Genomic DNA, 13487 nt, shown 5'->3' with positions numbered 1-13487 from the left:
CCCGGAAAAGTCAGGCTCGGTCGCGCTCCAGCAACGGCTTCAAGTAGTAACCGGTGTGCGACTGCGGCATTTCGGAAACCTGCTCCGGTGTGCCCACCGCGATGATCTGGCCGCCCTTGGAACCGCCTTCCGGCCCCAGGTCCACCAACCAGTCGGCGGTCTTGATTACGTCCAGGTTGTGTTCAATCACCACCACCGTATTACCGTGATCGCGCAAGCGATGCAGTACGTCCAGCAGTTGCTGAATATCGGCAAAGTGCAGGCCAGTGGTTGGCTCATCAAGGATATACAGGGTTTTGCCTGTATCCCGTTTGGACAACTCACGCGACAACTTCACCCGCTGCGCTTCACCACCCGACAGCGTGGTCGCCGACTGCCCCAGCTTGATATAAGACAGGCCGACATCCATCAACGTCTGCAGCTTGCGCGCCAACGCCGGAACCGCATCGAAGAACACCCGAGCTTCCTCGATGGTCATCTCCAGGGTTTCGTGGATGTTCTTGCCCTTGTATTTGATTTCCAGGGTTTCGCGGTTATAGCGCTTGCTCTTGCACACATCGCACGGCACGTAGATATCCGGCAGGAAGTGCATCTCGACCTTGATCAAGCCATCGCCCTGGCAGGCTTCACAGCGACCGCCCTTGACGTTGAACGAGAAACGGCCTGGCCCGTAGCCGCGTGAACGCGATTCCGGAACACCGGCGAACAACTCGCGAATCGGCGTGAATAGCCCGGTGTAGGTTGCCGGGTTGGAACGCGGCGTACGGCCAATCGGGCTCTGGTCGATGTCGACCACCTTGTCCAGATGCTCCAGGCCTTTGATGCTGTCGTGGCCCGCTGCTTCCAGAGTGGTGGCGCCGTTCAGGGCGGTGGCACTGAGCGGGAACAGCGTGTTGTTGATCAGTGTCGATTTGCCCGAGCCGGAAACCCCGGTCACACAGGTCAGCAGGCCCAGGGGGATTTCCAGATCCACATTGCGCAGGTTGTTGCCGCGCGCACCCTTGAGGTGCAACGCCATCTTCTTGTTGCGCGGCGTGCGCTTGGCCGGCACCGCAATTTTCACGCGGCCCGACAGGTACTTGCCGGTCAGCGAGTCCGGATGCGCCATGACTTCGGCAGGCGTGCCCTCGGCGACAATATGTCCGCCATGCACGCCCGCGCCAGGGCCGATATCGACGACGTAATCCGCCAGGCGAATCGCGTCCTCATCGTGCTCGACCACAATCACCGTGTTGCCGATATCCCGCAGATGTTTCAACGTACCCAGCAGGCGATCGTTGTCTCGCTGGTGCAAACCGATCGACGGTTCATCGAGGATATACAACACACCCACAAGGCCGGCGCCGATTTGGCTGGCCAGGCGAATCCGCTGGGCCTCGCCGCCCGACAAGGTGTCGGCACTGCGATCCAGCGACAGGTAATCCAGGCCAACGTTGACCAGGAACTGCAACCGCTCGCGGATCTCCTTGAGGATCTTGTCGGCAATTTCCCCACGACGACCGGTCAGCTTGAGTACACCAAAATACTCACAGGCATCGCCGATCGGCAGGTTGGTCACCGCCGGCAATGTCTTTTCGCCCACCCACACATGCCGCGCCTCGCGACGCAGGCGTGTGCCGCGGCAATCCGGGCAAGGCTGGGTGCTGAGGAATTTCGCCAGCTCTTCACGCACGCTGGCCGATTCGGTCTCGCGGTAGCGGCGCTCAAGGTTCGGCACGATGCCTTCGAACGGGTGGGAGCGCTTGACGATATCGCCACGGTCGTTCAGGTACTTGAAGTCGACGTTCTGCGAACCGCTGCCGTTGAGGATGACCTTCTGCTGGTCCGCCGGCAGTTGGTTGAACGGCACTTCGAGGCTGAACTTGTAGTGCGATGCCAACGACCCCAGCATCTGGAAGTAATAGACGTTGCGTCTGTCCCAGCCACGAATCGCCCCCTCCGCCAGCGTCAGGTCGCCGTTGACCAGGCGTTTGATGTCGAAGAACTGCTTGACGCCCAGGCCGTCACAGGTCGGGCAGGCGCCGGCCGGGTTGTTGAAGGAAAACAGCTTGGGTTCCAGCTCGCTGATGGCATGGCCGCAGATCGGGCAGGCAAAGCGCGCGGAGAAGATGATCTCTTCGCCCGGCTCGTCGTCCATCGGCGCGACCAGGGCAATACCGTCGGCCAGCTTCAATGCGGTCTCGAAGGATTCCGCCAGGCGCTGCTGCAGGTCGGCGCGCACCTTGAAACGGTCAACCACCACATCGATGGAATGCTTTTTCTGCTTGTCGAGCTTGGGCGCTTCATCCAGCTCATAAAGCTTGCCGTTGATGCGGGCGCGGACGAAACCTTGGGCACGCAGCTCTTCGAAGACGGAAAGATGTTCCCCCTTGCGCTCGCGAATCACCGGTGCCAGCAGCATCAACTTGGCGCCTTCCGGCTGGGCCAGCACCAGGTCGACCATCTGGCTGACAGTCTGGGCTTCCAGGGGAATATCGTGGTCCGGGCAGCGCGGAATACCCACGCGTGCATACAGCAGACGCAGGTAGTCGTAGATTTCGGTAATGGTGCCCACGGTGGAGCGCGGGTTATGGGACGTCGATTTCTGCTCGATGGAAATGGCCGGCGACAAACCTTCGATGGTGTCGACGTCGGGCTTTTCCATCATGGACAGGAACTGCCGGGCATAGGCCGACAACGATTCCACATAGCGCCGCTGGCCTTCGGCATACAGCGTGTCGAACGCCAGGGACGATTTGCCCGAACCGGACAGGCCGGTGATGACGATCAGTTTGTCCCGGGGCAGGGTCAGGTCGATGTTCTTCAGGTTGTGGGTTCTAGCCCCACGAATCAGGATCTTGTCCAAGATGGCCTCGCACGGCGGGCGTAAATAATGCCGGAGTATACGGCTAAAGACTGGATGAATATACACTGTCAAAAGGCCGCTTGCAGCCTTACATGAAAGCTGCGCGGCAAAGCGCCGCATATACCCTCTCAATCGATGGGACTGGTAGAATCGCCGCCGGTTCACACGAGGTTTTTCCATGCACGATCCCCACAGCGAACGCATGAGTAGCGGCGAGACCCGAGCGGCAAGCGGTCTGGCCCTGGTGTTCGCCTTCCGTATGCTGGGCATGTTTATGGTGTTGCCGGTGCTGGCGACCTATGGAATGGATCTCGCAGGCGCGACCCCCGCACTGATCGGCCTGGCGATTGGCGCCTATGGCCTGACCCAGGCGATCTTCCAGATTCCGTTCGGCATCATTTCCGACCGTATTGGCCGTCGCCCGGTGATTTACCTGGGGCTGATCGTGTTCGCCCTGGGCAGTGTGCTCGCGGCGCAGTCCGATTCGATCTGGGGCGTGATCGCCGGGCGTATCCTGCAAGGCGCCGGGGCGATTTCCGCTGCGGTGATGGCATTGCTGTCAGACCTGACCCGCGAACAGCATCGCACCAAGGCCATGGCCATGATCGGCATGACCATCGGCTTGTCGTTTGCCGTGGCGATGGTGGTCGGCCCGCTGCTGACTCGCGCCTTTGGTCTGCACGGGTTGTTCCTGGCCACCGGCGGCATGGCGTTGTTCGGTATCCTGATCGTGGCCTTTATGGTGCCGCGCTCCACCGGCACGCTGCAGCACCGCGAATCGGGCGTCGCGCGCAAGGCGCTGTTGCCGACGCTCAGGCATCCGGACCTGCTGCGCCTGGATTTAGGTATCTTCGTGTTGCACGCAATGCTGATGTGCAGCTTTGTCGCCTTGCCCCTGGCGCTGGTGGAAAAAGCCGGTTTGCCCAAGGAACAGCACTGGTGGGTCTACCTGACCGCCCTGTTGATTTCGTTCTTCGCCATGATCCCGTTCATCATCTACGGCGAGAAAAAACGCAAAATGAAACGAGTTCTGCTCGGCGCCGTCGCGACATTGATGCTCACTGAACTATTCTTCTGGCAGTTCGGCGACAGCCTGCGCGCGCTGGTGATCGGCACGGTGGTGTTCTTCACCGCGTTCAACCTGCTGGAGGCGTCATTGCCGTCGCTGATCAGCAAGGTTTCACCGGCCGGCGGCAAGGGCACGGCGATGGGCGTGTATTCCACCAGCCAGTTTCTCGGTTCGGCGCTGGGCGGAATCATGGGCGGCTGGATGTTCCAGCATGGCGGTTTGTCGGTTGTGTTCCTCGGATGCGCCGGGCTGGCTGCACTTTGGCTGGTCTTTGCTGTTACCATGCGCGAACCTCCGTATGTGACGAGCCTACGCCTGCCGTTATCGCCTGAAGCGATGCGCGAAGCCGGCCTGGCCGAGCGCCTGAAGGCCGTCGTTGGAGTAACGGACGCAGTAGTGGTCGCAGAAGAAACTGCGATTTACATCAAATTGGACACCGAATTATTGGATCGCGCGACGCTCGAGCAGCTGGTCAACCCAGTGCCGACAGCGCGCCCAGCCTAGGAGAACGTTATGGCCCGTGGGGTTAACAAAGTCATATTGGTCGGTACATGCGGCCAGGATCCCGAAGTTCGCTACCTGCCTAACGGTAACGCCGTGACCAACCTGAGTCTGGCGACCAGCGAACAGTGGACCGACAAGCAGACCGGCCAGAAGGTCGAGAAAACCGAATGGCACCGCGTGTCGATGTTCGGCAAAGTGGCCGAGATCGCCGGTGAGTACCTGCGCAAAGGTTCGCAGGTCTACATCGAAGGCAAGCTGCAAACCCGCGAGTGGGAAAAAGACGGCATCAAGCGTTACACCACTGAAATCGTGGTCGACATGCAAGGCACCATGCAATTGCTGGGCGGCCGTCCACAGGGCGACCAACAGGGCCAGGGCGGCATGTCCAACTCGGCGCCGCGTCCACAGCAATCGCGTCCGCAGCCAAGCCAGCAGCCTCAGCGTGAGTCGCGCCCGGCGCCACAACAGGCCGCTCCGCAGCCGGCTCCGGATTTCGACAGCTTTGATGACGATATCCCGTTCTAAGGTCTGAGACCCAGACCCCCAAAAACCCCCGATAGCCCTGGCGTCGGGGGTTTTTTATGGGCGATGCTTAATCATCAAGAGAGGAGAACCACCGATGAGCTGGTCCGCCAAGCAGTACAAGATGTTCGAACAGCAACGCACGCGTCCCGTGCGCGACTTGGTCGCGGCGATTCCCAATACCGATGTGGGCACGGCCGTCGATCTGGGCTGTGGCCCCGGCAATTCCACCCAAGTGTTGGCTGAACGCTTTCCATACGCCCACATTACCGGCATGGACAGCTCTGATGACATGCTGCGTGACGCCCGCAAGCGTCTGCCGTCCTTGAGCTTCGAACTGGCGGATATCGGCGCCTGGCGTCCGGCGCAGCGGTTCGACGTGATTCTCGCCAACGCGTCCCTGCAATGGTTGCCTGACCACGCCACGCTCTATCCGCACCTGGTCGACCAACTCACGCCCGGCGGCACGCTGGCGGTACAGACGCCGGACAATCTCGACGAGCCTGCCCACCGGCTCGCCCGTGAGGTCGCAGCGCAGGGGCCATGGGCGGAGAAGATCGGCGCGGTCAAGCACAACGAACGGCATTCGGCGAGCTACTACTTCGAACTGCTGAACCGGCATTGCAGCACCGTCGATGTCTGGCGTACCACCTACCTCCACCCGTTGGCAGACCACGGCGCGGTGGTGGAGTGGTTCAAGGCGTCAGCCCTGCGGCCTTTCCTGGCGCCACTGAACGATGACGAAAAAGCCGCTTTCCTGCAGGCCTACCAGGCACGGATTACCCAGGCCTATCCAGCCCTGGTCGACGGCACGGTGCTGCTGCCATTCCCGCGTCTGTTCATCATCGCCACGCGCTGACCGCGCCGAGCGGCGGTCAAGCCGCCGCTTGGGCTTTCAAATATGCATCCGTCGATACCACGCCCGCATAACCGAAGGCCAGCGCGGCCATGTACGCGCCATGCACTTGCGCGGCAGGAATCACCTGCCCATTGAACTCCTGGTCGCGGGTCGCGCACGCGTCGTGGATCACCGTGACCTTGTAGCCCAAATCCGCCGCCGCCCGCACCACGGCGTCGATGCACATATGGCTCATGCTGCCGACCACGACCACGTCGGTAATGCTGCGCTGTTCCAGCAGTTCGCGCAGGTTGGTCTGGCGAAAGGCATTCACAAAGTGCTTGAGCACCACCGGCTCGTTCCCCTCGTTCAGCACTTTGGCATGCAAGTGCGCGCCTTCGGAGCCGGGCGTGAAGAATGGCGCATCATCGCCTGCGAACTCATGACGTACATGGATCACCGCATCCCCCGCCTGACGAAAAGCCTGCAGCACCTGCGCAGCGTTGTCCGCAGCGGCCTCCACGCCATCAAGCGGCCACTTGCCGTGGGGGAAGTAGTCGTTCTGGATATCGATCAGGATGAGTGCTTGCTTGGCCATGTGTGTTGCCTCGATAGGTTGATGGGCCCAGTATCTTAGCTGGCGCGCACGTCGGACATTGGCTGCACCGACAATAACAGAGGGAAAACTGACAATGGCGGTGGTTGAGCTGGGCATAGTGATCTACCAGGGCGCGCAATTGGCCGCCGTGCATGGCTTGACCGATTTGTTTGGTGTCGCCAATCGCATGGCTGCCGAGCACCCATCCGCGCAATTGCCGACGTTGCGGGTCAGCCATTGGCAGGTCGATAAGCAAGGCATGCCTGTGCGGGTCTTCGATACCCAGCCTGGCGCCGACCTGACCCTGGCTGCGGTGCTGGTGCCTCCCTCGGTGGGCGATTTCAGTGAAGAGCAGACGCCCCCCGCGTTGCTCGAATGGCTGCGCCAGCAGCACGCGGCGGGCACTGTGCTCGCAGGCGTGTGCATCGGTTCGATCATGCTCGCGCGCAGCGGCTTGCTGGACGGGCGTCGCGCCACCGCCCACTGGTCGTCCGCCGCCAGCTTCGCCATCCGCTATCCGGCCGTACGCCTGGAGGCGGACACACCCATCGTCGATGACGGCGACCTGATCACCACCGCCGGGCTGATGGCCTGGTCCGAGTTGGGTCTGCGCCTGGTCGAGCGTTTGCTGGGGCCGAGCATTGCCGCCGATACCGCGCGTTTTCTGGTGATTGAACACAGTGACAGCGCCAGTCAATGCGCCAGCAACTTCGCGCCGATACTCGGGCATGGCGACGCTGCGATTCTAAAGGTTCAGCATTGGCTGCAAGCCAGCGGCGCGGTGGAGGTGTCCATCGCGGCCATGGCGCAGCAGGCGGGCCTGGAAGAACGTACCTTCCTGCGCCGCTTTCGCAGCGCCACCGGCTTGAAACCCACCGAATACTGTCAGCACCTGCGCGTAGGCAAGGCGCGGCAACTGCTTGAACTCACCAACGGCACTATCGATCACATCGCCTGGACCGTGGGCTACCAGGACCCCAGCGCTTTTCGCGCTACCTTCAAGAAAATCACAGGCCTTGTCCCCAGCGACTACCGCAGCCGCTTCGGCGTGTGAATCGTGCAGAACGCCGCGCGTCCTAGCACCCATCGTGCAAAATGGAGCAGGCTAACTGCTATTGCATTTGCGGCAACCGATTGATTTTCAAGAGATCCTTTTCAACGCGACCTTGGCCTGATCCCTGCTACGCTTTCGCTACACACATGGCCGGATGCCAAGGGGGACGCATGACCCCGATTTCACGTAAAAAACTGGTGCTCTCTCACTCAACGCGCAGCGGCGCACCCCAGCATGAAGTGGACACCAATCGTGCCCTGGCGCGCTGGCTGGCGCAGATACTGGGGCTCAAATTCGGCGGCAGCTATGATCCACAGAAGCACGCCGGCCGCGATATTTATCTGCTTCCCACGCAAACCCTGGTGGGCCCCGACCAGGCCAGGGCGCTCAATATCCAGGGGCCGCAGGACCTGTGGGGTGGTTACGTCGATCACGCGTTTATTTGCACCAAGGCCATCACTCATGGCCTGTTAAGCCCGCAAGCCAAGGCGCCCGAGGGCTGGTCGCCGCTGTTTTGCGAGCGCGTGCGCGACGTAGTCCTCGATGGCTTGAGCGTCTTTGCACTGGAAGACGCACGACCAGCCGCTACCCGGTTGCTCTACAGCGGGCCGATTCGCTTGAAGCCCGTAAACGCCTGCGCGGGCCGCGGGCAACAAGTCATCCGCAGCCTCGACGAATTCGATGCCTTGCTGGTGCGTCCCGAAGCCACCGCAATGTTCAACGACGGCGTGGTGCTGGAACAAGACCTGCACGACGTAGTCACTCACAGTGTGGGTCAGAGTTTTATGGGCGATCACGTCTTCAGCTACTGCGGCGAGCAATACCTGACCCGGGACGGGCAGGGCGAAGAGGTCTACGGCGGTTCCAAACTGCTGGTGGTGCCCGGCGGCTACGATGACCTGCTCACGCTGGACCTGCCTGAGGATGTACGCGAAGCCGTCAGGCAGGCGCAGGTTTTCGACAAGGCCGCCGATGAAGCCTACCCCGGCTTCTACGCTTCGCGACGCAACTACGACATCGCCCAGGGGCAAGACAGCGACGGCCAGCGCCGCAGTGGCGTGCTTGAACAGTCCTGGCGCATGGGCGGGGCCAGCAGCGCGGAAGTCGCGGCGCTGCAAAGCTTCGTCAACCATCCCGGCTTGCGCGCGATTCAGGTGGCCTCGGTGGAAACCTACGTGGACCAAACGTTGCCGGCGGACGCCATCGAGGTGTACCGCGGCCCGGCTGAAAACAGCGACTTTCTCCTCAAATATGTGACGGTTAACGCTTATGACGGCTAGAAGCGAGAGCATTGCAATCGACATCGATGACGAACAAATGAGCGGGACCTTTCTGAGCCCCAAATCCAAAGTCCCGGGCGTGCTGTTCGTGCACGGCTGGGGCGGCAGCCAGGAGCGCGATCTGGAACGCGCCAAGGGCATTGCGGGGCTCGGTTGCGTGTGCCTGACCTTCGACCTGCGCGGCCATGCCGGTACGGGTATCCCGCTCTCGCGCGTGACCCGTGAAGACAACCTGCGCGACCTGTTGGCCGCCTACGACCGACTGCTGGCCCACCCGGCCATCGACACCTCGGCGGTGGCGGTAGTAGGGACCAGCTATGGGGGCTATCTGGCGGCGATTCTCACCTCATTGCGCCCGGTGCGCTGGCTGGCGCTGCGGGTGCCTGCGCTGTACCGCGATCAGGAATGGCTCAAGCCCAAGCGTGACCTGGATAAGGCCGACCTGATGGATTACCGCAGTACGCTGGTGCAGGCCGAAACCAACCGGGCCCTGCATGCCTGCGCAAAATTCACCGGCGATGTGCTGATCGTCGAGTCGGAGACCGACGACCACGTGCCGCATGCCACCATCATGAGCTACCGCGCGGCCTGCCAGCACACCCATTCCCTGACCCACCGCATCATCGACGGCGCCGACCATTCATTGAGCGATCCGGTGTCGCAGCAGGCCTACACCTCGATCCTGGTGGACTGGATCACCGAGATGGTGGTGGGTGAACGGCTGAGCATCATTCAGTCCCGTTAAGCGCTAAGCGGGTGTCTTCTTCACCCGCAATGCCTTGGCCTTCGCCTCTACGCCCAAGTACATCACCAGCGCGATCAACAACGGGCAAATGAAATAGATCGCCCGATAGGCAATCAACCCCGCCAGCAAGCTCCCGCGTGACACCTCATGCTGCAACAGCCCGATAAACACCGCTTCCAGCACGCCAAGGCCTGCTGGGATATGCGTGAGCACCCCGGCAATCGCGCTGATCAACAGCACCCCGAGCACCAGCGGATAATCCAGTTTCGCCGGCAACAGCGTGAAAATCACCGCCGCCATCAACGACCAGTTCAACGCGCCCAACAGCAATTGCAGGCACGCCATGCGCAGCGACGGCAGGTTGATCTCCATGCCTCGAATGGTCCACGCACGCTTTTTGGAAAATTGACAGGCGACCAGATAGCCCAGGCTGGCCAGCACGAGCAGCGCGCCGATGCCTTGCAATGCCGTGGTGCTGACTTTCCAGCCCGGCGGCATGGTGACCAGGCCGCTGCTGAAAATCACGCCCGAGATCGCCATATAGCCGAACCAATTGGTTGCCAGGCTCAACCCCAGGATCTTGGCGATATTGCCGGTGCTCACGCCCAGTCGCGAGTACAGGCGATAACGCATGGCGATGCCGCCCACCCACGCGCTCAGGTTGAGGTTGAACGCGTAGCTGATGATGCCCACCGGCAGGATCTGCTTCCAGCGCAAGGGCTGGCGAATGTAGGTACGGCCGATCAGGTCGAAGCAGGCATACACGATAAAGCTGCACACCGTCAGCGCTGCGGCGATCAGCAGGGTGCGCACCTTGAACTCGCTCAACGTCTGCAGCACTTCGCTCCAGTCGATGCGCCGGGCAAGCAAGGTGAACAACACGATCAGCAGCAGAAAGAACGCAACGGTCAGGGGCTTCTTCCAGCGCTGGAACCGGGAGGCTTTTTTTTCAGACGTCATGGGCCGGACTCTCAATGGGTTTCAAACGCGGCTTGTGTGCCGGCAGCCAGCCGGTGAGGGCGGGGAAGTGACGCATCACATGAAATACCAGGAAGCCTACGGTCAGGCGCCACAACCACAGGCGCGGTTTGCGTTTTGCCGGCATGGTCTGGCAATGGTCCCTGGCGAGCGCTTCCAGGCTTTCGTACAACTGCTGATTGAATGCCCGATCGCGGATCAGCACATTGGCTTCAAGGTTCAATGCCAGGCTCAACGGGTCCAGGTTGCTTGACCCTACGGTGCTCCAGTCCTCGTCTACCAACGCGACCTTGCCGTGCAGCGGGCGCTGGCAGTACTCGTGAATGACCACGCCGTCCTTGAGCAGATAGTCATACAGCATGCGCGCCGCCAGCTTGGCCAGCAGCACATCCGGCTGGCCCTGCATGATCAATTGCACGTGCACGCCACGGCGTGCGGCATTGCGGATTTCCCGCAGCAGGCGGTAACCGGGGAAGAAATACGCATTGGCGATCACGGCGCGCGTACGGGCTTTGCTCAACGCGTGGATGTAGGCTTCCTCGATGTCATCGCGATGCTGCACGTTGTCGCGATAAATCAGGCGTACCAGGCCGTCCCCGTCAGACGTTGCCCATGGCGTAGGGCGTTGCTGACGCCGCCGCCATCCACGCCGGGTGCGCACCTGACGACCACTTTGCGCCAGGGCGAAGTGGTGCAGGTCAGCCACCGCCGGGCCCACGATTTGCACCGCATAATCCTGTTTGGCTTCAGGGCCGAAGTCGCCCAGATGGTCGGCGGAAAAGTTGATACCGCCGATGAACGCCACGCTGGCATCCACCACCACGATCTTGCGGTGCAGGCGCCGGAACCAGTTGGTGCGGATGCCCAGCGTCTTCGAGGCCGGATCGAACATCTGCACCGCCACCCCGGCTTCGGCCAGCTCGCGCAAAAATGTTGGGCTCAGTTCGCCGCAACCAAAGCCATCCAGGCTGGCCACCACTTTCACCCCGCGCTGCGCGGCTTCGATCAGAATAGCTTTTAGTTCAAAACCGACCTTGTCTTCGAAGAGGATAAACGTCTCCAGCAGAATCTCGCGCTGCGCCTCGCGCATGGCCTCGAACACCCTGGGAAAGTAAGCCTCGCCATTTTCCAGCAAGTCGATGCGGTTGCCGCTCTGCCAGCCGTAATCGAGGTCACGCGCCTTGGCATCGTCCGGTGGCTGGTCGGTGGCGATATGTTCTACAGCGACGTTCATAACTCAATCTCCACCGACAGCGGCACATGGTCAGACAAATGGGACCAGGGACGCGTGGTCAGCACACGGGGGTTATGCACCTTCAGATTGCGCACGTAGATGCGATCCAGCGCCAACAACGGCAGGCGCGCGGGAAAGGTGCGCGCAGGTTTGCCCTGGGTCTGCACGAAGACTTCTTCCAGGCCGCTTTGGCTGAGGTCGGCGCGCTGGCGCCAATCGTTGAAATCGCCGGCGACCACCACCGGCGCGTCGGCCGGAATCTCGCTGATGCGCTGCTCCAGCAAGCGCAGTTGCTGCTGTCGATGCACTTCACGCAGGCCCAGGTGGATGCAGATCGCATGCATCTCCTGCCCGCTGCCCGGCAAGCGCAGCACGCAATGCAGCAGGCCGCGGTTTTCGTGGCCGCTCTGGGAGATGTCGAGGTTGTCGTGACGCACGATCTGGAATTTCGACAGCAACGCGTTGCCGTGGTCGCCATGGGGGTAGACCGCGTTGCGCCCGTAGGCGAACTGCGGCCAGATGCTGTCGGCCAGGAACTCGTACTGCGGCATCTTCGGCCAGTCGCTGTAGCGCTGTGGATGCTGCTCGTGGGTGCCGTGGATTTCCTGCAGGAACACCATGTCGGCGCCGACGCTGCGCACGGCTTCGCGCAGCTCGGGCAGAATGAAACGCCGGTTCAAGGCGGTAAAACCCTTGTGGATATTGACCGTCAGCACGGTGAAGCGAGTAATGGATGCGGTAGGTGTGATAGGAATCAACTCCGGCTGTGTCATGGCAGCACTCCAGGTTCCGGCAATTGCCCCGGCGCTGTCGCCAAGTGCTTGTCCAGACCGAAGCGCTGCAACAATTGACGGGCATCAAAAGGCGCGCGCACCTTGATGTCGTTATCGAAAAAGCAGAACACGTCGCGCTGTTTGCGCGCGCGTGGCTTGTGTTGCGGGTCGATCAAATGCGCATCCGCAGGCTGCTTGCCGTGACGCCAGCGCTCGATGCGGTCGCCCCAACGCTTGAGGGCTTCGTCGGTATAGCCACTGGCGTACAACTGCTTGTCGCCATGCAGGCGCAGGTACATGAAGTTGGCGGTGACGTCTTCGGCATACGGCCACTTGCCGGCGGTGTCCGCCACCACCAGGGCCACGCCATACTTGTCCAGCAACTGCACAAACTCAGGCACCGCAAAGCTCTGGTGGCGAATTTCCACCGCATGGCGCAACGGCTGCTTGCCGTAGGCCTTCATGCTCGCCTTGCCGTTCAGGCGTGGTTCATGCTGATGGGCGAGGGCGGCGGCCTGCAAGGTGGTGGTGGGCAGTTCGGCAAGGAAGGCTTCGAACAGGGGCGGGTCGAACTTGAAGCTGGGCGGGAACTGCCAGAGGATCGGCCCAAGCTTGTCTTTGAGCTCCAGTACCCCCGACGCGAAAAAATTCGCCATGGGCTTGTGCACATCGCGCAGGCGCAGGATGTGGGTGATATAGCGCGGGGCCTTGACGCTGAACATGAACCCTTCGGGCGTGTCGGCGTACCACTCTGCATAGCGCTTGGGAGTTTGCAGCGCGTAGAACGAACCGTTGATTTCGATAGCGCTGACGGCGCGTGACGCAAACTGCAACTCGCGTTTCTGGGTCAGGCCTTCGGGGTAGAAATCGCCCCGCCAGGGCGTGTAGCGCCAGCCGGAAATGCCGATGTGAATCGCCGCCATGCTTACTCCCGTTGATATAGAGTCGATTGACCCGCGTTTTGGGATGACTGCGATATTTGGCCGAAAGTTTCCACATTCCTACAGGCGGTAGAAGGTGGGGAGTGGGCCGGGCGAATCAGGGGAA

The 13487-nt window shown here is 61.5% G+C and carries 12 protein-coding genes; 6 read left to right on the top strand and 6 right to left on the bottom strand.

Annotated features, from left to right (window positions below):
* Nucleotides 1-10: 10 nt before the first annotated feature.
* Entirely contained in the window at nt 11-2845 is a 2835-nt protein-coding gene (gene uvrA, locus MRY17_RS23035) for an excinuclease ABC subunit UvrA (protein ID WP_191953582.1), read from the bottom strand.
* Between the two features lie 178 nt (nt 2846-3023).
* On the opposite strand from uvrA, the gene MRY17_RS23030 reads away from it, so the two are divergent.
* From MRY17_RS23030 to tam, 3 genes are all read left to right on the top strand, one after another.
* A complete protein-coding gene (locus MRY17_RS23030) occupies nt 3024-4418 on the top strand; it encodes an MFS transporter (RefSeq protein WP_124360018.1) in 1395 nt (464 codons plus the stop codon).
* A 9-nt stretch (nt 4419-4427) separates the two neighbouring features.
* Nucleotides 4428-4943, top strand: a complete 516-nt coding sequence (locus MRY17_RS23025; RefSeq protein ID WP_003232445.1) for a single-stranded DNA-binding protein — start codon at nt 4428-4430, stop codon at nt 4941-4943.
* Between the two features lie 94 nt (nt 4944-5037).
* On the top strand, nt 5038-5799 hold the full coding sequence (gene tam, locus MRY17_RS23020; RefSeq protein WP_243352926.1) for a trans-aconitate 2-methyltransferase: 762 nt from the start codon (nt 5038-5040) through the stop codon (nt 5797-5799).
* Nucleotides 5800-5815: 16 nt separating this feature from the next.
* Here the strand turns inward: tam and MRY17_RS23015 are convergent, their stop codons facing one another.
* On the bottom strand, nt 5816-6376 hold the full coding sequence (locus MRY17_RS23015) for a cysteine hydrolase family protein (protein WP_243352925.1): 561 nt from the start codon (nt 6374-6376) through the stop codon (nt 5816-5818).
* A 94-nt stretch (nt 6377-6470) separates the two neighbouring features.
* Here MRY17_RS23015 and MRY17_RS23010 point away from each other — a divergent pair, with 94 nt between their 5' ends.
* From MRY17_RS23010 to MRY17_RS23000, 3 genes are all read left to right on the top strand, one after another.
* Nucleotides 6471-7430, top strand: a complete 960-nt coding sequence (locus MRY17_RS23010; RefSeq protein ID WP_243352924.1) for a GlxA family transcriptional regulator — start codon at nt 6471-6473, stop codon at nt 7428-7430.
* A 170-nt stretch (nt 7431-7600) separates the two neighbouring features.
* The gene (locus tag MRY17_RS23005) at nt 7601-8710 is read left to right on the top strand and encodes a DUF3182 family protein (RefSeq protein ID WP_243352923.1); all 1110 of its coding nucleotides are present in this window, start codon (nt 7601-7603) and stop codon (nt 8708-8710) included.
* Nucleotides 8700-9455, top strand: coding sequence for an alpha/beta hydrolase family protein (locus MRY17_RS23000; protein ID WP_181283559.1), 756 nt, complete (start codon nt 8700-8702; stop codon nt 9453-9455). The genes MRY17_RS23005 and MRY17_RS23000 overlap by 11 nt, the downstream gene beginning before the upstream one ends.
* 3 nt (nt 9456-9458) lie before the next feature.
* On the opposite strand, the gene MRY17_RS22995 is transcribed toward MRY17_RS23000, so the two are convergent.
* The 4 genes from MRY17_RS22995 to MRY17_RS22980 are packed head-to-tail and all read right to left on the bottom strand — an operon-like array spanning nt 9459 to nt 13363.
* Nucleotides 9459-10415, bottom strand: a complete 957-nt coding sequence (locus MRY17_RS22995) for a lysylphosphatidylglycerol synthase domain-containing protein (RefSeq protein WP_181283558.1) — start codon at nt 10413-10415, stop codon at nt 9459-9461.
* A complete protein-coding gene (gene clsB, locus MRY17_RS22990; protein ID WP_191953577.1) occupies nt 10405-11667 on the bottom strand; it encodes a cardiolipin synthase ClsB in 1263 nt (420 codons plus the stop codon). Before clsB ends, MRY17_RS22995 begins: the two co-directional genes overlap by 11 nt.
* Nucleotides 11664-12440, bottom strand: a complete 777-nt coding sequence (locus tag MRY17_RS22985; protein WP_243352922.1) for an endonuclease/exonuclease/phosphatase family protein — start codon at nt 12438-12440, stop codon at nt 11664-11666. Before MRY17_RS22985 ends, clsB begins: the two co-directional genes overlap by 4 nt.
* Complete coding sequence (locus MRY17_RS22980) at nt 12437-13363, bottom strand: DUF72 domain-containing protein (protein ID WP_181283555.1); 927 nt, start codon at nt 13361-13363, stop codon at nt 12437-12439. Before MRY17_RS22980 ends, MRY17_RS22985 begins: the two co-directional genes overlap by 4 nt.
* Between the last annotated feature and the right edge of the window lie 124 nt (nt 13364-13487).

Origin of the sequence: Pseudomonas orientalis, from assembly GCF_022807995.1 — a bacterium.
Taxonomy (GTDB): Bacteria; Pseudomonadota; Gammaproteobacteria; order Pseudomonadales; family Pseudomonadaceae; genus Aquipseudomonas; species Aquipseudomonas orientalis_B.
This window is presented reverse-complemented; position numbering and strand designations above follow the sequence as displayed.

What these genes read in the sequence shown, in the direction of transcription:
- MRY17_RS23025 (WP_003232445.1), top strand. Translation starts at nt 4,428, where the DNA reads ATGGCCCGTGGGGTTAACAAAGTCATATTGGTCGGTACATGCGGCCAG.
- tam (WP_243352926.1), top strand. Translation starts at nt 5,038, where the DNA reads ATGAGCTGGTCCGCCAAGCAGTACAAGATGTTCGAACAGCAACGCACG.
- MRY17_RS23005 (WP_243352923.1), top strand. Translation starts at nt 7,601, where the DNA reads ATGACCCCGATTTCACGTAAAAAACTGGTGCTCTCTCACTCAACGCGC.
- MRY17_RS23010 (WP_243352924.1), top strand. Translation starts at nt 6,471, where the DNA reads ATGGCGGTGGTTGAGCTGGGCATAGTGATCTACCAGGGCGCGCAATTG.
- MRY17_RS23000 (WP_181283559.1), top strand. Translation starts at nt 8,700, where the DNA reads ATGACGGCTAGAAGCGAGAGCATTGCAATCGACATCGATGACGAACAA.
- MRY17_RS23015 (WP_243352925.1), bottom strand. Translation starts at nt 6,376, where the DNA reads ATGGCCAAGCAAGCACTCATCCTGATCGATATCCAGAACGACTACTTC.
- MRY17_RS22985 (WP_243352922.1), bottom strand. Translation starts at nt 12,440, where the DNA reads ATGACACAGCCGGAGTTGATTCCTATCACACCTACCGCATCCATTACT.
- MRY17_RS22980 (WP_181283555.1), bottom strand. Translation starts at nt 13,363, where the DNA reads ATGGCGGCGATTCACATCGGCATTTCCGGCTGGCGCTACACGCCCTGG.
- clsB (WP_191953577.1), bottom strand. Translation starts at nt 11,667, where the DNA reads ATGAACGTCGCTGTAGAACATATCGCCACCGACCAGCCACCGGACGAT.
- MRY17_RS23030 (WP_124360018.1), top strand. Translation starts at nt 3,024, where the DNA reads ATGCACGATCCCCACAGCGAACGCATGAGTAGCGGCGAGACCCGAGCG.
- MRY17_RS22995 (WP_181283558.1), bottom strand. Translation starts at nt 10,415, where the DNA reads ATGACGTCTGAAAAAAAAGCCTCCCGGTTCCAGCGCTGGAAGAAGCCC.